The 21,484-nt window shown below is 73.5% G+C and carries 19 protein-coding genes; 11 read left to right on the plus strand and 8 right to left on the minus strand.

Going from position 1 to position 21,484, the window contains the following annotated elements; all coding sequences use genetic code 11:
- Positions 1-5: 5 nt before the first annotated feature.
- Together E3N83_RS18355 and E3N83_RS18360 are read right to left on the minus strand one after the other, a co-directional pair.
- Positions 6-1,595, minus strand: a complete 1,590-nt coding sequence (locus E3N83_RS18355; protein WP_151084568.1) for a GAF domain-containing sensor histidine kinase — start codon at positions 1,593-1,595, stop codon at positions 6-8.
- Positions 1,592-4,336, minus strand: coding sequence for a bifunctional acetate--CoA ligase family protein/GNAT family N-acetyltransferase (locus E3N83_RS18360; RefSeq protein ID WP_151084569.1), 2,745 nt, complete (start codon positions 4,334-4,336; stop codon positions 1,592-1,594). The genes E3N83_RS18355 and E3N83_RS18360 overlap by 4 nt, the downstream gene beginning before the upstream one ends.
- 170 nt (positions 4,337-4,506) lie before the next feature.
- Between E3N83_RS18360 and E3N83_RS18365 the strand changes: the two genes are divergently transcribed.
- Positions 4,507-5,088 carry a CBS domain-containing protein gene (locus E3N83_RS18365; protein WP_238343210.1) on the plus strand — a complete coding sequence of 194 codons (582 nt, stop codon included), beginning with the start codon at positions 4,507-4,509 and terminating at the stop codon, positions 5,086-5,088.
- A gap of 3 nt (positions 5,089-5,091) precedes the next feature.
- On the opposite strand, the gene E3N83_RS18370 is transcribed toward E3N83_RS18365, so the two are convergent.
- Positions 5,092-5,532 carry a pyridoxamine 5'-phosphate oxidase family protein gene (locus tag E3N83_RS18370; protein WP_151084571.1) on the minus strand — a complete coding sequence of 147 codons (441 nt, stop codon included), beginning with the start codon at positions 5,530-5,532 and terminating at the stop codon, positions 5,092-5,094.
- Between the two features lie 172 nt (positions 5,533-5,704).
- Between E3N83_RS18370 and E3N83_RS18375 the strand changes: the two genes are divergently transcribed.
- Positions 5,705-6,586 carry a universal stress protein gene (locus tag E3N83_RS18375; RefSeq protein WP_151084572.1) on the plus strand — a complete coding sequence of 294 codons (882 nt, stop codon included), beginning with the start codon at positions 5,705-5,707 and terminating at the stop codon, positions 6,584-6,586.
- A 188-nt stretch (positions 6,587-6,774) separates the two neighbouring features.
- Here E3N83_RS18375 and E3N83_RS18380 read toward each other — a convergent pair whose 3' ends face one another.
- Complete coding sequence (locus E3N83_RS18380; RefSeq protein ID WP_238342972.1) at positions 6,775-7,356, minus strand: nucleoside/nucleotide kinase family protein; 582 nt, start codon at positions 7,354-7,356, stop codon at positions 6,775-6,777.
- A gap of 36 nt (positions 7,357-7,392) precedes the next feature.
- Between E3N83_RS18380 and E3N83_RS18385 the strand changes: the two genes are divergently transcribed.
- The 6 genes from E3N83_RS18385 to E3N83_RS18410 all read left to right on the plus strand — a co-directional run bounded on the left by E3N83_RS18385 (position 7,393) and on the right by E3N83_RS18410 (position 13,888).
- Positions 7,393-8,781 carry a MoxR family ATPase gene (locus E3N83_RS18385; protein ID WP_202879270.1) on the plus strand — a complete coding sequence of 463 codons (1,389 nt, stop codon included), beginning with the start codon at positions 7,393-7,395 and terminating at the stop codon, positions 8,779-8,781.
- Positions 8,774-9,178 carry an OsmC family protein gene (locus tag E3N83_RS18390; protein ID WP_151084575.1) on the plus strand — a complete coding sequence of 135 codons (405 nt, stop codon included), beginning with the start codon at positions 8,774-8,776 and terminating at the stop codon, positions 9,176-9,178. Before E3N83_RS18385 ends, E3N83_RS18390 begins: the two co-directional genes overlap by 8 nt.
- On the plus strand, positions 9,175-11,394 hold the full coding sequence (locus E3N83_RS18395) for a vWA domain-containing protein (RefSeq protein ID WP_151084576.1): 2,220 nt from the start codon (positions 9,175-9,177) through the stop codon (positions 11,392-11,394). Before E3N83_RS18390 ends, E3N83_RS18395 begins: the two co-directional genes overlap by 4 nt.
- 3 nt (positions 11,395-11,397) lie before the next feature.
- Positions 11,398-12,231 carry a chitosanase gene (locus tag E3N83_RS18400; RefSeq protein WP_151084577.1) on the plus strand — a complete coding sequence of 278 codons (834 nt, stop codon included), beginning with the start codon at positions 11,398-11,400 and terminating at the stop codon, positions 12,229-12,231.
- Positions 12,232-12,348: 117 nt separating this feature from the next.
- Positions 12,349-13,572 carry an inorganic phosphate transporter gene (locus tag E3N83_RS18405; RefSeq protein WP_151084578.1) on the plus strand — a complete coding sequence of 408 codons (1,224 nt, stop codon included), beginning with the start codon at positions 12,349-12,351 and terminating at the stop codon, positions 13,570-13,572.
- A gap of 10 nt (positions 13,573-13,582) precedes the next feature.
- Entirely contained in the window at positions 13,583-13,888 is a 306-nt protein-coding gene (locus E3N83_RS18410; RefSeq protein WP_151084579.1) for a hypothetical protein, read from the plus strand.
- 64 nt (positions 13,889-13,952) lie between these two features.
- Here E3N83_RS18410 and E3N83_RS18415 read toward each other — a convergent pair whose 3' ends face one another.
- The 3 genes from E3N83_RS18415 to E3N83_RS18425 are packed head-to-tail and all read right to left on the minus strand — an operon-like array spanning position 13,953 to position 16,861.
- Positions 13,953-14,816: an ABC transporter permease gene (locus E3N83_RS18415; protein ID WP_151084580.1), complete on the minus strand. Its 864-nt coding sequence runs from the start codon at positions 14,814-14,816 to the stop codon at positions 13,953-13,955.
- The gene (locus E3N83_RS18420; protein ID WP_151084581.1) at positions 14,803-15,759 is read right to left on the minus strand and encodes an ABC transporter ATP-binding protein; all 957 of its coding nucleotides are present in this window, start codon (positions 15,757-15,759) and stop codon (positions 14,803-14,805) included. Before E3N83_RS18420 ends, E3N83_RS18415 begins: the two co-directional genes overlap by 14 nt.
- Entirely contained in the window at positions 15,752-16,861 is a 1,110-nt protein-coding gene (locus tag E3N83_RS18425; protein WP_151084582.1) for a LolA family protein, read from the minus strand. Before E3N83_RS18425 ends, E3N83_RS18420 begins: the two co-directional genes overlap by 8 nt.
- A 105-nt stretch (positions 16,862-16,966) precedes the next feature.
- On the opposite strand from E3N83_RS18425, the gene E3N83_RS18430 reads away from it, so the two are divergent.
- Genes E3N83_RS18430 through E3N83_RS18440 form a run of 3 tightly spaced genes read left to right on the plus strand, consistent with a single transcriptional unit; the run spans position 16,967 to position 20,628 of the window.
- Positions 16,967-17,626 (plus strand): response regulator transcription factor, encoded by a 660-nt coding sequence (locus E3N83_RS18430; RefSeq protein WP_151084583.1) that lies wholly within the window; start codon positions 16,967-16,969, stop codon positions 17,624-17,626.
- Positions 17,623-19,008, plus strand: a complete 1,386-nt coding sequence (locus tag E3N83_RS18435) for a sensor histidine kinase (RefSeq protein WP_151084584.1) — start codon at positions 17,623-17,625, stop codon at positions 19,006-19,008. The genes E3N83_RS18430 and E3N83_RS18435 overlap by 4 nt, the downstream gene beginning before the upstream one ends.
- 33 nt (positions 19,009-19,041) lie before the next feature.
- Positions 19,042-20,628: an NHL repeat-containing protein gene (locus tag E3N83_RS18440; RefSeq protein ID WP_151084585.1), complete on the plus strand. Its 1,587-nt coding sequence runs from the start codon at positions 19,042-19,044 to the stop codon at positions 20,626-20,628.
- On the opposite strand, the gene E3N83_RS18445 is transcribed toward E3N83_RS18440, so the two are convergent.
- Positions 20,612-21,472, minus strand: a complete 861-nt coding sequence (locus E3N83_RS18445; protein ID WP_151084586.1) for an ABC transporter substrate-binding protein — start codon at positions 21,470-21,472, stop codon at positions 20,612-20,614. The genes E3N83_RS18440 and E3N83_RS18445 overlap by 17 nt on opposite strands.
- Positions 21,473-21,484: the final 12 nt, after the last annotated feature.

Below are 21,484 nucleotides of genomic sequence, written 5' to 3' on the forward strand. Positions count from 1 at the left end.
TCGGGTCAGGCCGGCATCAAGGGCACCCGCCACTGGAAGCGCAGGCCGTGCGGCTCCACCGCCAGGAGCTCGAGCACGCCGCCCATCGTCTCGGCCCGCTGGCGTGCGTTGGCCAGGCCGCTCTCGGGCGGCCGACCCCGGAGCCCGGAGCCGTTGTCGGTGACGACCAGACGCAGCTCGTCGCCGTCGACGATCAGCACGACCTCGACCTGGGTGGCCCCGGCGTGCCGGGCGGCGTTCGACAGGGCCTCGCGGAGCACCGACATCAGCTGCTCGCGGAGCAGTGCGGACACCGAGGTGTCGATCGGGCCGTGCGTGCGCACCGTCGGGGTGTAGCCAAGGACGGCGGCGTAGTCGCGCACCAGGGCCCGCACGTCACCGCGCACCGAGTCGGTGCCGTGGGTCTGGAGCTCGAAGATCGTGGCCCGGATGTCCCGGATCGTGCCGTCGACCTCGTGGACGGCCCGATCGAGCACCTCTCGGACCTGGTCCCCGACCCCGCGGACCGCCACCGCCTGGAGCTGCATGCCGATCGCGAAGAGCCGCTGGATCACCAGGTCGTGGAGGTCGCGGGCGATCCGCTCGCGGTCCGAGATCACCGCCAGCGCCTCGCGCTCGCCCACGGCCTGGGCGCGGTCCATGGCCAGGGCGGCGTGGTCGGCGAAGCTGATCAGCATCTCGCGGTCGTCGGTGTCCCGCGCCGCCACCTCGCGGCTCGGGTGGACCGTCACCAGCAGCCCCGGTGCCGCCAGGTGCGCGGGCAGGGGTACGACGGTCGCCGTCAGGTCGCCGATGGTCACGTCGACGGGGTCGACCAGACCGGTCCGGTCCACCGACGCCACGGCCTCCTCGACGAGGTCGATCACGTCGCCCACCATCCCCGGCTCGCAGGACAGCGCCCGGACCTCGCCGTCGGCCGCCGGGCTGACCACGGCCGCCGCCGACGCGTGGGTGACCCGGCGCGCGGTCTCGGTCACCTGCTGGAGCGCGAGGTCCCACTCGATGGGGGGCTGGAGCGCCTCGGTCAGCGTCGCGGCGGCCTCGAGCCAGAGTCGGCGCCGCTCGCTGAGCCCGTAGGCCCGGGCGTTCTCGATCACCAGGCCGGCGGAGCTGGCCAGGGCCACCACGAGCCGCTCGTCGGTGTCGGTGAACGGGCCGCCGCCCTGCTTCTCGGTCAGGTAGAGGTTGCCGAACACAGTGCCGCGGATGTGCACCGGCACGCCCAGGAAGGAGCTCATCGGCGGGTGCCGGGGCGGCATCCCTGCGGAGGCCGGGTGCTCGGCCAGGTCGCCGAGCCGGATCGGCCGCGGGTCGGAGATCAGCAGGCCGAGGATGCCGCGACCGTGCGGGAGGTCCCCGATCCGGGCGCGTTCCTCCGCGGAGATCCCGGTGGTGACGAACTCGGTCAGCCGGTTGTCGCCGCCCACCACGCCCAGCGCGCCGTACTGCGCTCCGGTCAGGCTGGCCGCCGCCTCGACGATCCGGGTCAGCACGCCGTTCAGGTCGAGGTCCGAGGCGATCGCCAGGACGGCGCCGAGCAGCGCCTGGCTCGAGTCCGGCAGGGCCTGCTGCTGTTCCGGGGAGTCCGTGCTCACGCCGGCTCCCGCAGTCGCCGCGGCACCCCGGCGTCGACGGCCGCCCCGTGGTCGAGGCGGACCTTGGTGTCCACCAGCGCCACGCCGTCGGAGGTCGCGACGACCGGGTTGAGGTCGACCTCGACCACCTCCGGCACGTCGGTGGCCAGGCGGCCGAGGGCCACGATCACGTCGACCAGCGCCGACTCGTCGACGGGGGTGCTGCCCCGAAAGCCTGCGAGCAACGGCCAGATCCGCAGCGACCGCAGCGCCCGCGCCGCGTCCTGGGGTGAGACCGGCGCGAGCAGCATCGTGCGGTCGTTCCACACCTCGGTCGCGGTGCCACCTGCGGCGACCATCACCAACGGGCCCAGCCCGGGGTCCCGGACGACTCCGAAGGCCAGCTCCGGGCCGTGCACCATCGGCTGCACCAGCACCGGCACCTCGCTGCGGCTCATCTCGGCGGCGAAGTGCTGGACGGTCTCCTGGACGGCGTCGACCGAGGCCAGCCCCACCCGCACCAGGCCGCGCTCGGTCTTGTGCACGACGGTCGGGTCGGCCACCTTCACGGCCACCGGGAGGCCGACCTCGGCGGTGGCGGCGGCCGCGGCCGCCGGGCCGGTGGCGACCACGCCGCACAGGTTCACGCCGTACGGCGCAAGGAGGGACGACGCCGCCTCGGGCCCGAGCCAGCCCGGACCGGTCTCCTGGAGGTACGACGTGACCCAGTGCCGGGCCGCGGCGAGCCGGTCGGGCTCGGTCAGTGGCGCCGCCGACCGCGGCGCGGCCAGCCAGTCGGCGTAGCGGACCGCATGGGCGAGCGAGCGGACGGCGGACTCCACCGACGGCAGCACGGTGATCCGGGGCAGGGGGCCGGCCCGGACCCCGCCCAGCAGCACCGCCACGAACGGCTTCGTCGGATGGGCCTCGCGGGCCTCCAACAGGGCCTCGAGCGTGACCTGGGGATCCAGGGTCCGGGTCTGCACCAGCACCAGCAGGACCGCGTCGACCTCGGTCGAGGCGAGCAGCTCCCCGGCGATCCGGCCGATGCCGTCGCCGACGCCGCCGGCCCCGCTGTCCACCGGGTTGGCCGTCCCCACGGTGCCGGTGACGTGCACCGCGACCCGCTCGCGCAGGCCCTCGGACAGGACAGGGACGGCGAGCCCGTGCCGGGCCGCGCAGTCGGCGGCCAGGACCCCGAGGCCCCCGGCGTTGCCCAGGACGGCCAGACGCGGCCCGGCCGGGAGCGGCTGCTCGCCGAGCAGCAGCGCGGTCTCGGTCAGCTCCTCGGCGTCGCGGCACCCGACCACGCCGGCCTGGGCGAAGAGTGCGTCGACGCGGACCGCAGGGGTTGCGGCGGCCGCGGTGTGCGAGACGCCGGCCCTCCGGCCGCTGCTCGACCGGCCGCCCATCACGGCGAGGAGCGGCCGCGTCTCGGCGAAGCGTCGGGCCAGGCGGGCGAACTTCGCGGGGTTGCCGAAGGACTCGAGATAGAGGGCAGCCGCGGTGACGTCGGGGTCGTCGAGCCAGGCGGCCAGGAGGTCGTTGCTCGACACGTCCGCCTTGTTGCCCAGCGACACGAAGTGACGCACCCCCAGCCCGAGCCGGCAGGCGAGGTCGCTGACCACGATGCCGACGCCTCCGGACTGCGAGGCGACGGCGAGACCACCGGGAGGGGGGTTGGTGCCGGCGAAGGTCGCGGTGAGGCGGACGTCGGGCTGGTTGTCGAGCAGGCCGAGACAGTTGGGTCCCACCACCCGGATGCCGCAGGCGCGGGCGGTGTGCGCGAGCTCGCGCTGGAGGGCCAGGCCCTCGTCACCCATCTCGGCAAAGCCGGACGTGATCACCACGGCAGCCCCGGCGCCCGCGGCGGCGGCGTCGGCGACGCAGGCGGTGACCTGCTCCGGGGGTACGGCGACCACGACGAGGTCGATCGGTCCCGGCGCCTCGTCGAAGGACGCGTGGGCGGCGACGCCCCGCACCGTGGAGGCAGTCGGATGGATCACGAGCAGCTCGCCGAGGAAGCCGCCGGCGACGATCGAGTCGATCACCGCGCAGCCCACGCCGGTGCCGTCACGTCGTACGCCGACGACCGCGACGCGGTGCGGTCGCAGCAGGGCGTTCAGCGACGCGGCCTCGGACCGCGACTCGCGTGCGTCCGCGGCGCGCAGGGTGCTCTCCGAGACCAAGGTGTCCATCTCGACGGTGACGACGCCCCGGTCGAGGTGGCGGGTCAGCTCGAAGCCGGCATCGAGGAACACCCGGATCATGGCGCCGTTCTCGGCGAGCACCTCGGCGGTGAACCGGCGTACGCCTTCGGTCCGCGCCAGGGCGGCCAGGTGCTCCAGGAGCAGGGTCCCGACGCCTCGGCCGCGCATCTCGTCGGCGACCAGGAAGGACACCTCGGCCGTGGCCACGTCCGGGTTGCGCTCGGCCGTCGCCAGCCCCACCAGGCGGTCGTGCCACCACAGCGCGAGCGCGAAGACCTGCCCGGCCTCGTGGTGGGCGAGCAGGTGCTCGACGTAGGCGTGCCCGGCCTCGCGGCTGGCACTGAAGAAGCGCAGGCGCAGGCTGTCGAGGCCGACCTCGTCGTGAAGCGCCAGCAGGGCCTCGCGGTCCTCCGGGCCGAGCGGCCGGACCACCCCGACGGACCCGTCCGCGAGCAGCACGTCGGCCGGCGCGACCGTGGGCCCGCCCGGCGCGCCGTCGGGCGCTGCGGCGGGCCGGTTCGTGCTGACGGGCGCGGATGGGGTCGTGGGCATGGCGTGGCTGGCCTCCTCCTGGCCCCATGGTCCGGGGATGCGCGACGATGGGGGAGGGCCGTTGTGCCCGGCCCGGCAGGGCCGTCGGCCCCTGTCCCACGACCGGGCAGGAGCGGTTGCCTTGCGGGGCACTACGGTCGGACCACTCCTGGAAGGAGACCGCCTTGCTCGTGCGCGACGTGATGACCTCCGAGCTGGTGAGCGTGCGGCCGGGCAGTCCGGTGAAGCACGCGATCCAGCTGATGCACGCCCACCAGATCACCGCCATGCCGGTGCTCGACGAGGAGGACCGGCTGGTCGGTGTGGTGAGCGAGGCGGACGTGATCCGGGGCTCGATGATCCCGGACCGGCGAGCCCGCGAGATCCCGGTCGAGGTCGAGGCGGGCAGTCTCCCCGCGACGGTCGCCGACGTGATGACTCCCGGACCGGTGACCATCAGGAGCGACCAGGACCTCGCCACTGCGGTGGAGCGGCTCGCCGACACCCAGGTGAAGAGCCTCCCGGTGGTCGACGACGGCAGGGTCGTCGGCATGCTCAGCCGCCGTGACCTGATCGCGGTGCTGGCCCGCAGCGACGAGCAGATCGCCGCGGACGTCGACGGACTGCTCCGCGAGGGGGCCGTCCCGTGCCAGGTCGACGTGGTCGACGGGGTCGTGGAGCTGAGGGGTCAGAGCGACCCCCAGGCCCGGGGCATCGCCCGGGTGCTGGCGGTCAGCGTGCCCGGTGTGGTGGGCCTCCGCTTCGGCGACTGAGCCCTAGACGTTGCGGCGGACCGGCAGGGAGGCCAGCGGGTCCCAACCGCGGCCCAGCCGGCGACCGGTGAGCTCCGACCATCGCAGCCGGATGTACAGCGTGCGCCCGCCGGCCACCCAGGCGTGCGGGTTCCAGGTGGTCCGGATGTGGTCCAGCTCGGTGCTGTCCGTCACGACCTCGGAGCGGCCGCGGGCCACCACGCTCCAGCCGCGCTGGTAGTCGTAGTCGAAGTGGTCGACCTCGAGGGCCAGCACGGCGCCCTGGGCCTGGCTGCCGAGCAGGCTGTACGGCGTGGTGCGCAGGATGATCGACTCGTCCACGACCGAGTAGTTCACCGGGATGATGTGCGGTCCCGTCGGGGTACACACCGCGACCCGGCCGACCAGCCCGGCGCGCAGCAGCTCGGCGCACTCGGTCACGTTCAGGTCGAACGACTCCTGCATCGATGCCTCCCTTGCCGGGCAATGAACCAATCCTGAGCGTCGCCGGTCGAGCCGATCAGGGCCGATGGTCCTGAACCCCGGGGGTCCAACTGCACTGCTGCTCAACGAGTGCGGGCGGGAGGGTTGAGGTGAGCCCTCCGGGTCGCCGAAGGGCGGATGTCAGGAGGCAGCCATGACCAGCAACGACGGACTCGCGGCCGGCACCATCGTCGTGGGGGTGGACGGGTCGCCCTCGTCGTCGGAGGCCGTGGCCTGGGCGGCGCGGCAGGCGGTCCTCGACCACCGTCCCCTGACCCTGCTGCACGCCTACCACCTCGAGAACGCCGCCTGGGTGGCCCAGGCCGGTCTCGACCAGAGCGTGATCCTCCAGAGCCTCAAGGACAGCGGGACCACGGTGCTCGGCCGGGCCCGCCTCGCGGCCCGGGCGATCGCGCCTGACCTGGAGGTCGACGAGTACATCGTCCGCGCCGACCCTCGTGACGCCCTCAGCCTGGCGTCGAAGACGGCCGCGATGGTCGTGGTCGGCTCGCGCGGTCACGGCCGTGTCGCCAGCCTGCTGCTCGGCTCCGTGGGGCTCTCGCTGGCCCGGCACGGGTGCTGCCCGGTGGTGGTGCTCCGTCCGCACGGCGCCGAGACCCGGCACGGCGTACTCACCGGGACCGACGGGACCGACGACACGTTGCCGGCGCTGCAGTTCGCCTACGGGCTCGCGGCGTCGCGGCACCTGCCGCTGACCGTGCTCACCTTCGGGCCCGGCTTCCCGTGGTTCGGCGACGCTGCCACCGACGCGGCGAGCCTCGAGATGCAGGAGCAGGTCCAGCGCTGGCTCGCCGAGCTCGGCGAGAAGTACCCCGAGGTGGGGGTCAGTGTGCGCCACGTCGAGGATCCTGAGGCCGAGGCGCTGGTCGCCACGGCCACGCTGATGGACGCCGTGGTGGTCGGCAGCCACCACGAGGGGATGCTGGCCTCGGCCCTGGGCCGGGCCCTGGCCGTGGCGGTCGTCGAGCACGCACCGACGACGGTCGTCGTCGTACCGGACGCCCCCGTGGCCTGAGAGGCGACCGGTAGGGGACCTTCGGCCCCGTCGGGTGGTGACCATCCGCCCTGCAGGATCGGCGCGCCCGGGGCGCAGACTCGAAGCAGGCCGAGACCCAACACCCCGATCTCGACCCATCCCCCCGGAGACCCGGGCCCCGCCGACCGGCGCCGGGCCCGGTTCTTGTCTGTCCGGGTGGGCTGGGGTCAGAGCGTCACGAACCGGTCGGCCCGGTCCCGGGAGGCGGCCACCAGCACGGCGTTCGGGTCGTCCACGTCGCTCACCCAGCAGCGGGCCGCGTCGGGGGACTTGCCGAACTCGACGTGCCGGGCCACCAACCGGGCCCGGCGTACGTCGTCGGCGAGGTCGAGGAACCACACCTCGTCCAGCTCCGCCCGGACGGCCCGCCACTCCGGGCGGTCCAGGAGCAGGTAGTTGCCCTCGGTCACCACCAGCTCCACGTCCGGCCGCACCCCGATCGCGCCAGCCAGCGGTTGCTCCAGGTCGCGGGAGAAGGCCGGGGCCCAGACCGTCTCCCCGGCCGTCCCCGTGGCTGACCGCAGCCGCCGCAGCAGTGCGGCGTACCCCCACGCGTCGAAGGTCTCCGGGGCGCCCTTGCGGTCCCTCAGGCCGAGCGCCACGAGCGCGCTGTCGGCGAGGTGGAAGCCGTCCATCGGCACCTGGGCGGCCGGCACCTCGGACTGCGCGACCAGCCGCTCGGCGTACGTCGACTTGCCGGCGCCCGGCGCGCCCGCGATCCCGATGATCCGCCTGTCGGTCCTGCCCACGGGGCCAGCATTGCGTACCCGACTAGCGTGGAAGACGTGAGCCAAGTACCCACCCTCAGGACCCTCGGCCAGCTCCGTGAGTCGGGCCACGCCCAGAAGACCCTGCGCGACGAGCTCCGCGACAACCTGCTCGGCATGCTCGCGGCCGGGGCCGACCCCTGGCCGGGGCTGCATGGCTTCGAGGACACCGTCATCCCGCAGCTCGAGCGGGCCCTGATCGCCGGGCACGACATCGTGCTCCTCGGTGAGCGGGGGCAGGGCAAGACCCGGCTGCTGCGGACCCTGGTCGGCCTGCTGGACGAGTGGACGCCGGTGATCGGTGGCGCCGAGCTCGGCGAGCACCCCTACGAGCCGATCACGGCCGAGTCGCGGCGCCGCGCCGAGGAGCTCGGCGACGAGCTGCCCGTGGAGTGGCGGCACCGGGACGAGCGGTACGCCGAGAAGCTGGCCACCCCCGACACCTCGGTCGCCGACCTGATCGGTGACGTCGACCCCATGAAGGTGGCCGAGGGCCGCCATCTCGGCGACCCGGAGACCATCCACTTCGGGCTGATCCCGCGCAGCCACCGCGGCATCGTGGCGATCAACGAGCTGCCCGACCTCGCCGAGCGGATCCAGGTCGCGATGCTGAACGTGATGGAGGAGCGCGACATCCAGATCCGCGGCTACGTGCTACGGCTCCCCATCGACACCCTGGTGGTGGCCAGCGCCAACCCCGAGGACTACACCAACCGCGGCCGGATCATCACCCCGCTCAAGGACCGCTTCGGTGCCGAGATCCGCACCCACTACCCGACCGAGCTCGACGACGAGGTGGCGGTGATCCGCCAGGAGGCGCACCTGGTCGCCGACGTGCCCGACCACCTGGTCGAGATCCTGGCCCGCTTCACCCGCAACCTGCGCGAGTCGACGTCCGTCGACCAGCGCTCCGGGGTCAGCGCCAGGTTCGCCATCGCCGGCGCCGAGACGATCGCGGCCTCCGCCCTGCACCGGGCCACCCGCCAGGGCGAGGACGAAGCGGTCGCCCGCGTCGTCGACCTCGAGACCGCCGTCGAGGTGCTCGGCGGCAAGATCGAGTTCGAGACCGGCGAGGAGGGCCGCGAGGGCGACATCCTCACCCACCTGCTCCGGACCGCGACCGCCGAGACCGTGCGGCACCACTTCCGCGGGCTCGACTTCTCGCTGCTGGTCGACCGGATCGAGGCCGGCCAGATGGTGACCACCGGTGAGCAGGTCACCGCCCGCGACTTCCTGATCGGGCTGCCGGTGCTCGGCGAGTCCGAGCTGTACGACGAGGTCTGCGACCGGCTCGACGCCGGGAACGACGGCCAACGGGCCGGCGCCATCGAGCTCGCCCTCGAAGGCCTCTACCTGGCCCGCAAGATCAGCAAGGAGTCCGGCGGTGGGGAGACCGTCTATGGCTGACCCCGGTTCCGCGGACTTCCCGGTCGTGCTCAGCGCGGGTTCGCTGCGGGCGGACACCACCGGCGGCTGGCTGGTCCCTCACTCCTGGAGCGACGGGGGAGTGGTGATCGAGGCTCCTGCCAACGGTGCGGGCGTGCTCCACGTCGCGGTGGCCCTGTGCGTCCTCAACGACACGTTCCGCGAGAGCGGCGCCCTCGACCTCGAGGTGCGGGGGGTGCGGGTCTCCGCGCGTGGCGAGTTCGACCCGGACACGTGGCATTCCACCGGCGTGACCTACGCCGTGGAGGTGGACTCCCCATCGGGTGCCGACGAGGTGGCGGCTCTGGTCGCCCGCGTCGACCAGGTGGCCGAGGTGCCCCGCGCACTCCGGGCCGGGATGACGGTGGAGCGCCGATGAGCCGCCCTCAACCCCGCTCCCGCTACACGGCGTACGACGGTGGGCCGGACCCCCTCGCGCCGCCGGTGGACATCGCCGAGGCGCTCGACGCGATCGGCCAGGACGTGATGGCCGGCTACAGCCCCGAGCGGGCGATGCGCGAGTTCCTGCGCCGCGGTGGTCGCGACCAGCAGGGGCTCGACGACCTGGCCCGCCGGATCGCGGAGAAGCGTCGCGAGCTGACCTCGCAGCACAACCTGGACGGCACCCTGCAGGAGGTGCGGGAGCTCCTCGACCACGCGGTCCTCGAGGAGCGCAAGCAGCTGGCCCGCGACATCACGATGGACGACGGCGACCGCGCCCTGCGCGAGCTCCAGCTCGACCACCTCCCGCAGTCCACCGCCGCGGCGGTGACCGAGCTCGGCGACTACGACTGGAAGAGCCGCGAGGCGCGCGAGGCGTTCGAGCAGATCAAGGACCTGCTGGGTCGCGAGCTGCTCGACCAGCGCTTCGCCGGGATGAAGCAGGCGCTCGAGAACGCCACCGACGCCGACCGTGCGGCGGTCAACGAGATGCTCACCGATCTCAACGACCTGCTGTCCAAGCACGCCAGCGGACGGGACACCGACCAGGACTTCGCCGACTTCATGGACAAGCACGGCGACTACTTCCCCGAGAACCCGCAGAACGTCGAGGAGCTGATCGACGCGCTCGCGCAGCGTGCCGCGGCGGCGCAACGGATGATGAACTCGATGACCGCGGAGCAGCGCGCCGAGCTGATGGCGCTGGCCGATCAGGCGTTCGGCTCGCCGGAGCTGATGCAGCAGCTCTCCCAGCTCGACGCCAACCTCCAGTCCCTGCGCCCGGGGGAGGACTGGGGCGGCTCGGAAGGCTTCGACGGCCAGCAGGGGCTGGGCCTCGGGGACGGCACCGGCGCGCTCCAGGACCTCGCCGACCTCGACAGCCTGGCCGAGCAGCTCTCGCAGTCCTACGACGGCGCCCGGCTCGACGACGTCGACCTCGACCTGCTCGCACAGCAGCTGGGCAACGACGCCGCCGTGGACGCTCGGACCCTGCAGAGGCTGGAGCAGGCGCTGCGCGACTCGGGCTACCTGAAGCGGTCCAGCGACGGCCAGCTCAAGCTCAGCCCCAAGGCGATGCGCCAGCTCGGCAAGGCGCTGCTGAAGGACGTCGCGACCCGGATGAGCGGGCGTCAGGGCCAGCGCGACCTGCGCCAGGCCGGGGCCGCCGGCGAGCTCTCGGGGGCCACCCGGGAGTGGCAGTTCGGTGACACCGAGCCGTGGGACGTGACCCGCACCGTGACCAACGCCGTACGGCGCGTGGTCGGCGAGGGCGGTCCCCTCGGTGGTCGAGCGGACTCGGGGTTCGGTGGTCGAGCGGACTCGGGGTTCGGTGGTCGAGCGGACTCGGGGTTCGGTGGTCGAGCGGACTCGGGGTTCGGTGGTCGAGCGGACTCGGGGTTCGGTGGTCGAGCGGACTCGGGGTTCGGTGGTCGAGCGGACTCGGGGTTCGGTGGTCGAGCGGAGTCGAGACCACGCCTCCGCCTGCGCGTCGAGGACGTCGAGGTCAGTGAGACCGAGGCCCGCACCCAGGCCGCCGTCGCGCTGCTGGTCGACACGTCGTTCTCGATGGCGATGGACGGCCGCTGGGTGCCGATGAAGCGCACGGCGCTGGCGCTGCACACCCTGATCCGCTCGCGCTTCCGCGGCGACGCCCTCCAGCTGATCGGGTTCGGCCGGCACGCGCAGGTCATGGACATCGAGGAGCTGACCGGCCTCGACGCGATGTGGGACAAGGGCACCAACCTGCACCACGCCCTCCTGCTGGCCAACCGCTTCTTCCGCAAGCACCCGAACGCCCAGCCCGTGCTGCTGATCGTCACCGACGGCGAGCCGACCTCACACCTCGAGCCCAACGGAGAGGTCTACTTCGAGTACCCGCCGCACCCCCTGACCGTCGCCTACTCCGTGCGCGAGCTGGACAGCTCCGGCCGGATCGGCGCCCAGGTGACGTTCTTCCGGCTCGGCACCGACCCCGGGCTCGCCCGCTTCGTGGACTCCATGGCCCGCCGGGTCGACGGCCGCGTCGTCGCCCCGGAGCTCGACGACCTCGGCGCCGCCGTCGTCGGCTCCTACCTCGGCTCGCGCGGCCCGGCCGGCCCCGGTGGTGACTTCGGCGACTGGTTCGGCGGCGGTCGCGGCAGGTGGGTCGGCTAGCCGATGCGGAAGACAGTGGCATGGCTGCTGGTCGCCCTCGTGGCGATCTCGCTGGCGGTCACCCTGCTCCCGGCAGCGGATGCGGCCGGCGGGCTGGAGCGCCCGCACCAGAAGGAGGTCGCGCAGATCCTGGTCAGCACGGCCGAGAACTCCTCGCGCGACTGGCGCGCGCAGTACCGCTACATCGAGTACGACGTGGAGCACAGCGCGACCGAGAACCGCGGCTACACCGGGGGCATCATCGGCTTCACCTCGAAGACCCACGACATGCTGGCGGTGGTCCGTCGCTACGTGGCCCGGAAGCCCGCCGACCCGCTCGCGCCGTTCCTGCCGGCCCTGCGTCGGGTGGACGGCACGTCGTCGCGCCAGGGCCTGGGCCGGCCGTTCGTCCGGGCCTGGCACCGGGCCGCCGCTGATCCGGCGTTCCGGCGCGCCCAGGACCACTTCCGCGACGCGTGGTACTTCGACCCCGCGGTGCACCTCGCCCAGCGCGACGGACTGCACAGCCTGGGGCAGTTCGCCTACTACGACGCAGCCGTCGTGCACGGCCTCGACGGCCTGCGGGCGGTCCGCCGGCATGCCCGCGCGCGCGCCGACATCCCCACGGACGGCGGCCGCGAGACGGCGTACCTCCAGGCGTTCCTGACCGCCCGGATCGCGTTCATGCGCCGCGAGCAGGCGCACCAGGACGTCACCCGGATCACCACCGCGCAGCAGGTGTTCCTCGACGCCGGCAACCTCGGCCTCCGCCTGCCCCTGCGCTGGAGCGTGTACGGCGACTCCTACCGCCTGAGCGAAACCGCCCTGCGCCACTACCGCCTCACGGGTCACTTCTGACCCACGAGAGCCGATCCGGCTCATTCAGGTGAACAACAGGTGAACGGCACCACGAACAATGGGTGAACGCAGCCCCGCAGATTTCCTTCCGACCGGTGAACACCCCACACTCGTCATGTGTCGGCGCCCCTACTCACCGTCATCCTGGTCGTGATCGTCGCCCTCGGGTTCGACTTCACCAACGGATTCCATGACACCGGTAACTCGATGGCCACGTCCATCGCGACCGGTGCGCTCAAGCCCAAGGTCGCGGTCGCGCTGGCCGCGGTCCTCAACCTGGTCGGAGCGTTCCTCTCCGTCGAGGTCGCCCTCACCGTCACCAACGCCGTCGTCTCGATCCAGGACAGCTCCGGCAGCCCGGACGCGTCGCTGACCGCGGACCACGGCTCGGCCCTGCTGCTGATCATCCTGGCGGGCCTGGTCGGCGGGATCGTGTGGAACCTCGCGACCTGGCTGCTCGGCCTCCCGTCGAGCTCGTCGCACGCGCTGTTCGGCGGCCTGATCGGCGCCACGGTCGCCGGGATCGGCTGGGGCGGGGTGCACTGGACCGGCGACTCCACCAAGCTGGACGGCGTCGTCGGCAAGGTGATCCTCCCGGGCCTGGCCTCCCCGGTGGTGGCTGCGATCGTGGCGATGATCGGGACCTGGCTGATCTACCGGCTCACCGCGCGGCTCAGTGCCCGCCAGAACGACGACGGCTTCCGCTGGGGCCAGATCGGCACCGCCTCGCTGGTGGCGCTGGCGCACGGCACCAACGACGCGCAGAAGACGATGGGCGTGATCACCCTCGCCCTGATCGGCTACGGCAGCTGGACCGACACCACCTCCATCCCGCTGTGGGTGAAGTTCGCCTGCGCCGCAGCGATCGCGCTCGGCACCTACGTCGGCGGCTGGCGGATCATCCGCACGCTCGGCAAGGGGATCACCGAGATCGAGCCCCGCCAGGGCACGGCCGCCCAGGGCGCCGCGGCCGCCGTGATCCTGGCGTCGAGCCAGCTGGGCTTCGCCCTCTCGACCACCCACGTCGCGACCGGCTCGATCCTCGGCAGCGGGCTGGGCCGCCCCGGCGCCCACGTGCGCTGGCGGATCGCGGGCCGGATGGCCGTCGCCTGGGCGATCACGCTGCCGATGGCCGGCCTGGTCGGTGCCGCCACCTGGTGGATCGGTCACGCCGCCGGCGGCGGACTCGCCGGTGCCCTGCTGATGGTCGCGGTCCTGCTCGTCGCCGCCGGCCTGATGTACGTGCGCGCTCGCCGCCGCCCGGTCAACGCCGACAACGTCAACGACGACTGGGAGGACCCGTCCGCGGTCCTCGCTCCGGTCGAGCCGATCGCGGTCTGAGGAGGCTGACATGTTCTCGTTGTTCCTCCAGGACGCCTGGAAGGTGCTGCTCTACAGCCTCGTCCTCGGGGCCGGCCTGCCCGTCGTCTACGCGCTGGGCGTGCGCGCCCTCGCCATCGGCGGGGCCGGGGCGGACGCCGCCGACGGCGCGGCTCCCGTCGTACGCCGGACGCCGGTCGGCACGGCGCTGGCGGCGGTCTGCTTCCTCGTCGTGATCGCCGGCGTGGCGATCGGACTGACCTACATCGTCGCGTCCGGGCAGGGCAAGATGCTCAGCTTCGAGCACGTCTACCCGACGCTGGTCCCCAAGGGCTGAGCGACCGCAGCGGAGCCCGAAGCGCGCTCGCGGACGAGGGCCCCGACACCGACCCCCGTCCCGCCTAGCTGGTGACGTCCTTGCCGGAGAAGCGGGCCCAGGCGGCCGCGAAGAACACGATGACGTACGCGGCGGCGAGGTAGAGCCCGGCCAGCACGTTGGTCCACTCGATCGGGGCACGGAACAGGTCACCGAAGTCGAGCCAGTGATGGGTCAGCAGGTAGGGGTGCAGCCAGCCGACCTGCGGGATCGAGTCGAGGATGAACGACGCGGAGCTGAAGATCACCGTGGCGATCGTGGCCGCGATCGGCTGCTCGGTCAGCGTCGAGACGAACAGGCCGACCGCGCCCAGGGCGGCCAGGCCGCAGGCGAGGTACGCCGCGGCGAGGGCCACGCGTAGCAGCCCCTCGCCGAACCCGATCTGAGTGCCCGAGAGCAGGGTCATCGAGCCGCCGCCGAACAGCGCCAACCCCATCAGGATGCCCACGACGGCCACGGTGAACGTCGCGATGAACGCGCCGATCGCGATCGCGGCGAGCTTGACCAGGAGCAGCCGCAGCCGGGTGACGGGCACGGTCAGGAGGTAGCGCAGCGTGCCGAGGTTGGCCTCACCGGCCACGGCATCGCCGGCGATCACCGAGACCGCGAGCGGCAGGAAGAGCCCGATCTCGATGGTCAGCGCGGCCAGGGCGACGAAGAGCCCGTTGTCGGTGATCGAGCGGAAGAAGTTCGGTGCGTCGGCGCCCGGCTGCGAGACCGACGTCTTGACCGCGATCGAGATCAGGATCGGCACGGCGGCGAGCACCACCAGACCGGCCTGGTTGCGACGCCGTCCCATCACCAGCCGGAGCTCGGAGACCAGGAGGCGGGCGGAGACCGGGGCCAGCGGACGGCGTACGACGGTCGGAGCGCGGTCAGCCACTGACATCGAAGCCCTCCCCGGTCAGCGAGACGAACACGTCCTCGAGCGTCGGCCGGGCGACCCGGAAGCCGCTCACCCCGACCCCGGCGTGCACCAGCGCCGCGACGACCTTCTCCGGCGGGACCTCGCCGAGCTGTCCGACGGCAGTGGTCCGGGTGGTGTGCACGTCGGTCGCGCCGAGCTCGTGGAGCACCCGGGCGGCGTCGCCGGGCTGGTCGGTCTCGACGGTGGCCTCGACCGCGCCGGTGCCGCGGAGCTCGGCGCTCGTGCCCTGGGCGACCAGCCGACCGACGTGCATGACGCCGAGGTGGGTGCACATCTGCTCGACCTCACCCAGCAGGTGGCTGGAGACCAGCACGGTCGCACCGTCGCCGGCCAGCGAGCCCACCAGCTGGCGCACCTCGCGGGTGCCCTGCGGGTCGAGCCCGTTGGTCGGTTCGTCGAGAACCAGCAGGTCCTTGGGGGTGAGCAGCGCGCCGGCGATGGCCAGTCGCTGGCGCATGCCGAGCGAGTAGGCGCGGTAGCGCTTGCCCGCCGCGGCCAGGAGCCCGACCCGGTCGAGCGCTGCGTCGACGCGGCTCGGCGCCGAGCGGGGGTCCGCGGTCCGGTCGGCTGCATCGAGACGCAGGAGGTTGCTCCGGCCGGAGAGATAGGGATGGAAGGCGGGTCCCTCGACCAGGGCGCCCACCGCGGGGAGCACGTCGGGCGCGCGCCGCGGCATCGGGGCGCCGAGCAGGTGGACCCCGCCCGCGGTCGGTGTGACCAGGCCGAGCAGCATCCGGATGGTGGTCGTCTTGCCCGACCCGTTGGGGCCCAGGAAGCCGTAGACCGCACCGGTCGGCACCTCGAGGTCGATCCCGTCGACCACGGTCTGGACGCCGAAGCGCTTGGTCAGACCCGAGGTCCGGACGGCCAGCCCGGTCGCCGGCCCCGCGTCGGCCTCAGCCATGCGCCAGCGCGGCGTAGAGCATCGACGGTGGTACGGCGCCGACCGCGACCCTGCCGTCGTCGGTCAGGACGGCGGAGAACAGCGCGCCGTGCAGGAGGTGACCCGAGCCCCAGGCGCCGGAGACGGCGGGCAGGGACTTCAGGAGGCCGGCCAGGCTGCCCGGGCTGCTCTGGTTGGTCTGGCCGCCGGTCATCGAGCCGACGTCGGCGACCACCACCGTGGTCCACCCGGTGCCGACCACCGAGGGAGTGGCACCCGACGGCTGGGCGCGCGAGCCGGTGACGTCGTGGGGCGCGGTCAGGCTGCCCTGCTTCACGGTGGCGCCCGGCGGTGGGGTGAAGGCGAAGGTCGACGCCGGCGGCGTCGAGGTCGAGAAGGACGTGAACCCGACCTCGAAGGCCGGAGCGGTCGCGCCGCGGGCGAAGACCTGGACCCGGGTCGGGATGTGGGTCGTGCCGTCGACCGCGATCCGGACCGAGCCCACGGTGGAGCGCGAGTCGCGCGGCGTCAGCACCAGCTCGTAGGCCGAGCGGCCGGCGACGACCGCCGTGGGGTCGGTGGTCACCCGGGTGCTCGGGTCGATCGCCTTCAGGGCAGCGTCGGCGGCCTGCTGGGGCGTGACCGGCGCGGCGGCCGCGTCGGGCCCGGTCGGCCCGGACGAGCCGGCGACCGGCGCGGTCCAGTGGGTGGCGGTGTTGGTGTCGCTGGACCACGCCCACACGTCGCTGCCGGTGCGGACCAGGTCGGACTCCCCGAGCTGGCCGAGCAGGGCCAGTCGGACCTGGTCCGGGCCGGCGTACCAGAGCCGCATGGTGTGCGAGCCGGAGACCAGCGAGGAGAAGCTGGCGCCGCCCCGGCCCCCGACTCCGGGCACCGCGGGGAGCCCGAGGGCGGAGGTCTCCACGACGGTCCCGGACAGCGCCTGCACCCGGGCCCGCTGCACGTCGACGAGGAGCTGGGCTGCGGTGCGCGGGGGCAGCGAGCCCTGCGCGCTGGCGGTGAGGGTCGTGGCGAGCGGGCCGACGCCGGCCAGGGCCACCGCCGCGACGACGGGAACCGCCCAGCGAGCGCGGCGAGAGCTGGGAAGGGAGAGGCGGGCCATGGTGCCCATCGTCGCTCGCGGCGCTGTGAGTCCGCTGAGAACCTGTGAGCCCGGTCAGGCCCGATCGTCCCGGGCCGGCCTCGGATCGCGTGTCATCGTGTGCGCATGCGTCTGCTGGTCGTCGAGGACGAGGCCCGGCTGGCGCGCGCGCTCGAGCGGGGCCTGGTCGCCGACGGGTTCACCGTCGACCTGGCGGCCGACGGGGTCAGCGGCCTGGAGGCGGCGCGCGACGGCCAGTACGACGCCGTACTCCTCGACGTGATGCTGCCCGGCCTGTCCGGCTACGAGGTCGTCAAGCGACTGCGTGCCGAGGAGAACTGGGTCCCGGTGATGATGGTCTCGGCCAAGGACGGGCCCTACGACCAGGCCGACGGCCTCGACTACGGCGCCGACGACTACCTGACCAAGCCGTTCGACTACGTCGTGCTGCTGGCCCGGCTGCGGGCCCTGCTGCGCCGCCAGAGCGACCCGAGGCCACCCGTGCTGACCCATGCCGACGTACGCCTCGACCCGGCGACCCGCGAGGTGACCCTGGCCGGCGTCCCCGTGGCCCTGAGCCCGCGGGAGTACGAGCTCCTGGAGTTCTTCCTGCGGCACCAGGACCGCGTGGTCACCAAGATCGAGCTCCTCGACCGGGTCTGGGACGCCCGCGGGGTCGGCTACGACCCGAACACGGTCGAGGTGTACGTCGGGTACCTCCGCCGCAAGCTCGGGGCCGGTGTGATCGAGACGGTCCGTGGGGCCGGGTACCGGCTCTCCCGATGAGGAGATGGTGGGAGGGCCGCTCCCTGCGGGTGCGGCTGATGTCCATCGGCCTGGTCGGGCTCGCGGTGGTGCAGGCGTTGAGCAGCGTGGCGCTGTACACGGCCCTGTCGGTGGCCAGCCGGCACGACCTCGACCGCCGGGCCGCCGCCACCGCTGCGCAGGTGGCCGAGCTGGTCACCGGCCACCGGCTCCCCGACCCGATCCCGGTAACCGGCACCGAGTCGGTCCAGGTGCTCGACGCCCGGGGTCGGGTGCTCAGCGCCTCGGCGAACGGTGACCGGCTGACCTCGCTGCTCACCCCGGCCGAGCTGGCGCGGGCCCGATCGGGGCCGGTGACGGTGCCGGGGTCGCGGCTCGGGATGACCTCCACGCTGCGGGTCACCGCGCTGCCCAGCTCGCCGGCGGCCGGGGCGCCGATGGTGGTCGTCGCCGAGCCGGTGGCAGACCTGGCGCGGAGCCAGCACATCCTGGTGGTCACCCTGCTGCTCGGCTTCCCGCTGCTGCTGCTCGTGCTGGGCCTGGTCGCCTGGCGCGCGATCGGCGAGACCCTGCGCCCGGTGGAGTCGCTGCGCTCCGCGGCCGAGCGAGTCTCCGGTGGCGGCGACGACGAGCGTCTCCCCGAGCCGCACTCCCGGGACGAGATCTGGGCACTGGCGGTGACGCTCAACTCGATGCTGGACCGGTTGGCGGCCGCCCGCGACCGCGAGCGGAGCTTCGTGGCCAACGTCGCGCACGAGCTGCGCAACCCGCTCGCCTCGCTGCGCGTGCAGGCGGACGTCAACCGCCGGCACGGCGCCTCGGAGGCCGATCACGCCGACCTCGCCGACGAGCTCGCGCGGCTCTCCGCGCTGGTCGAGGACCTCCTCGTGCTGGCCCGGCTCGACGCCGGGGAGGCCCTGCCGGCACCGGATCCGGAGGCCGAGCCGCGGGCCGTGCTTCCCGGGTACGCGACCGCCGCCGACGACATCACGGGGCCCGAGGTGCGGGTCGGTGCGCTCGCGGCCGGGACGGTCCCGATGACCCGGATCGAGCTCGAGCGGGTGATCGGCAACCTGGTCGACAACGGCCGGCGCCACGCCCGGACCCGGGTCGACGTCGGCTTCACCCGGGCAGCGCGCGACGCGGTGCTGAGCGTCGCCGACGACGGCCCCGGCATCGCGCCGGCCGACCGGGCCCGCGCCTTCGACAGGTTCGCGCGTCTTGACGAGGCCCGTGACCGCGACCGTGGCGGGACCGGCCTCGGGCTGGCGATCGTCCGCGAGCTGGTCCGTCGCCGAGGTGGCGACGTCCGGCTCGGTACGTCGTCGACCGGAGGCCTGCTGGTCGAGGTGCGGTTCGCCGACCAGTCCGATCCGGGGACGCGGGAGGTGCCGCGGGGTTAGGGTCTGGCCGACCCTGCCCCCCTCGGAGGTCCCGTGCGCCGCCTGCCTGCCATCGTCCCGGCGTCAGCACTCGCGCTGGCGTTGCTGGCTCCGGCCCCCCCCGCCGAGGCGACGTTCGTGCCGGAGGGGCGACCGACGCTCGCCGGCTTCTCGCACCTCGTGGTGGACGAGGCGCACAGCCATCTGTTCTTCAGCCAGGGGTCGGCCGGCGCCGTCGTGGTCACCGACCTGTCCGGTGTCACGTCGTCGACCCTGGCCACCCTCGACGGTGCCACGGACCTGGTGCTCGCACCGACCGGCGACACCGTCTGGGTCGCCTTGCCGACCGGAGCCGCGGTCGCGGCCGTCGACACCGTCGACCTGTCGGTCACGACGTACGCGATCGGCAGCGGCACCTGCCCGAGCCGGCTGGCAGTGGTCGACGGGAAGGTATGGACGGTCGCGCAGTGCGGAAGCGCAGCGGCCGAGCTCTACCGGCTGACGCCCGGCACCGGCTCCGTGGCGGACCTCGGGGCGATCGCCACCGGCACCCTCGTGGCCGGCTCGCCGCAGCTTCCCGGCGTGCTGGTGACCGCACGGCCGACCGACGTCGGCGCCACGCTGGAGGAGCGAGACGTGGCCACGACGCCCGCGCAGCCGACGATCGTGGCCACGAACGACCTGCTCCCGTCGATGCCGCTCCAGATCGCGGTCTCGGCCGACGGCCAGCGCGTGGTCACCAGCCGTGGCTTCGTGTACCGGTCCTCCGACCTCAGCCTGGGACGCGACCGTGGTGACCCCGGTGTCGACACCGCTCTGGCGGTGCGCGCGGACGGCCAGATCGCCTACGGCGACCTGCGGACCGTCCACGGCTTCCGGCTTCCCGGCGGCTCGGCGATGGTCGACGTCCCGCTCTCGCCGGCGCACCTGCTGGCCGACGGCCTGGGCTACGGAGCCCACGACGTCTACGCGGTGACCTCCGACTCCACGGGCTTCGGCGTGACGCCCCTGCAGCTGCGCCTGCCCACGGCGTTCCGCGTCGTCCTCGACTCAGCCCGGGTGCGCTACGGCCACCCCGTCGGCGTCTCCGTGACCGCGCCGGCCGCCCCGGTGGGAGCCCCGATCAACCTGTACGCCAAGCAGCAGGGCAGTCCCGCGCGGCTCGTGGCGCAGGGCGGGCTCGACTCCGGCCTGCGCTTCGACACGTCGTACGTCGTGAAGGCGGACGCGACGCTGACCGCGACCTTCGCCGGCGACGCCGACTGGGCGCCATGGGAGGCCCAGGCGTCGGTCTCGGTGCGGCCCGACGTGGCGATGGCGCTCTCAGGGCAGGTGAAGGTCGTCGACGGGAGCTACGTCTACCGATCCGGGAGCAAGGTCCACGTGGTCGCGACCGCGCTGCCGCGCGACACCCGTGGGTGCGTACGGGTGCGGCTCCAGGTGAAGCACGCGGGCCGCTGGCGGCCCTATGCGCCGTCGGACTGCGTGCGGGTCTCGGCGAGGGGCAAGGTCACCGAGTCCCTCGGCCACACCGCACCGCTGCGAGGTGTCGAGGCACGGGTCAGCTCCTGGCTGTTCGACCACCCGGACGACGTGGCCGAGGCACACAGCGCCTGGACCCCCCTCACCTTCGTGCGGTGACCTTCGCCAGCAAGGCCGCCAGCTCCTCGACGCCGTCGACCAGCCGGGTGCCCGGGCGGGCCCAGGACGCGTTGGCGTCGACCGCGAGCACCGGCACGTGGGCGGGCAGGACCCCGCCGGCGACCAGGTCGTCGGCCAGCCGCTGACAGCCGGCCCGGTCGAAGCCGCAGGGCGCCACCACGAACACCTCGGGGTCGGCCGCCCGGATCTCCTCCCACGTGACCCGCCGCGACGTCGCCCCGGGCGTGGCCAGCACCGGGTCGCCGCCGGCCGCCTCGATCATCTCGGGGATCCAGTGCCCGGGCGCGAACGGCGGGTCGGTCCACTCCAGGAACATCACGCGGGGCCTGGGTCGGCCGAGAGTGCCGCGCCACGCGGCCGCGAGCCGTGCCCGTTGGTCGGCGACCAGGCGCCCGGCCTCGGGCTCGTGCCCGGTGGCCCGGCCCAGGGCCAGGATCGACGCGAAGACGTCGTCGAGCGTGTGCGGGTCGATGGTCAGCACCTCGGCGGTGCAGCCGAGATGGGCGAGGGCGTCATCGACGACCGAGACGTCGACGGCGCACACCGCGCACAGGTCCTGGGTGACCACGAGATCGGCGTCGAGGCCGGCCAAGGCCCCCTCGTCGAGGTGGTAGAGGTCGTCCCCGCGGGCCATCGCGGCCACCACGAAGGCGTCGATGTCCGCCGGGGCCAGCCCCTCGGGCATCGCCGACGTGGAGACGATGGTGCGGCCGCGGGCCTCCGTCGGGTGGTCGCACTCGAAGGTGACGCCGACCACGTCGTCGCCGGCCCCGATCGCGAACAGGATCTCCGTCGTCGACGGCAGCAGCGAGACGATGCGCACGGACGCCAGCCT

Origin of the sequence: Nocardioides cynanchi (assembly GCF_008761635.1) — a bacterium.
Taxonomy (GTDB): domain Bacteria; phylum Actinomycetota; class Actinomycetes; order Propionibacteriales; family Nocardioidaceae; genus Nocardioides; species Nocardioides cynanchi.

Excerpts from the sequence above, each read along its gene's own strand:
- E3N83_RS18360 (WP_151084569.1), bottom strand. The coding sequence starts at position 4,336 with ATGCCCACGACCCCATCCGCGCCCGTCAGCACGAACCGGCCCGCCGCA.
- E3N83_RS18370 (WP_151084571.1), bottom strand. The coding sequence starts at position 5,532 with ATGCAGGAGTCGTTCGACCTGAACGTGACCGAGTGCGCCGAGCTGCTG.
- E3N83_RS18375 (WP_151084572.1), top strand. The coding sequence starts at position 5,705 with ATGACCAGCAACGACGGACTCGCGGCCGGCACCATCGTCGTGGGGGTG.
- E3N83_RS18390 (WP_151084575.1), top strand. The coding sequence starts at position 8,774 with ATGGCTGACCCCGGTTCCGCGGACTTCCCGGTCGTGCTCAGCGCGGGT.
- E3N83_RS18395 (WP_151084576.1), top strand. The coding sequence starts at position 9,175 with ATGAGCCGCCCTCAACCCCGCTCCCGCTACACGGCGTACGACGGTGGG.
- E3N83_RS18400 (WP_151084577.1), top strand. The coding sequence starts at position 11,398 with ATGCGGAAGACAGTGGCATGGCTGCTGGTCGCCCTCGTGGCGATCTCG.
- E3N83_RS18410 (WP_151084579.1), top strand. The coding sequence starts at position 13,583 with ATGTTCTCGTTGTTCCTCCAGGACGCCTGGAAGGTGCTGCTCTACAGC.
- E3N83_RS18415 (WP_151084580.1), bottom strand. The coding sequence starts at position 14,816 with ATGTCAGTGGCTGACCGCGCTCCGACCGTCGTACGCCGTCCGCTGGCC.
- E3N83_RS18420 (WP_151084581.1), bottom strand. The coding sequence starts at position 15,759 with ATGGCTGAGGCCGACGCGGGGCCGGCGACCGGGCTGGCCGTCCGGACC.
- E3N83_RS18425 (WP_151084582.1), bottom strand. The coding sequence starts at position 16,861 with ATGGCCCGCCTCTCCCTTCCCAGCTCTCGCCGCGCTCGCTGGGCGGTT.
- E3N83_RS18430 (WP_151084583.1), top strand. The coding sequence starts at position 16,967 with ATGCGTCTGCTGGTCGTCGAGGACGAGGCCCGGCTGGCGCGCGCGCTC.
- E3N83_RS18435 (WP_151084584.1), top strand. The coding sequence starts at position 17,623 with ATGAGGAGATGGTGGGAGGGCCGCTCCCTGCGGGTGCGGCTGATGTCC.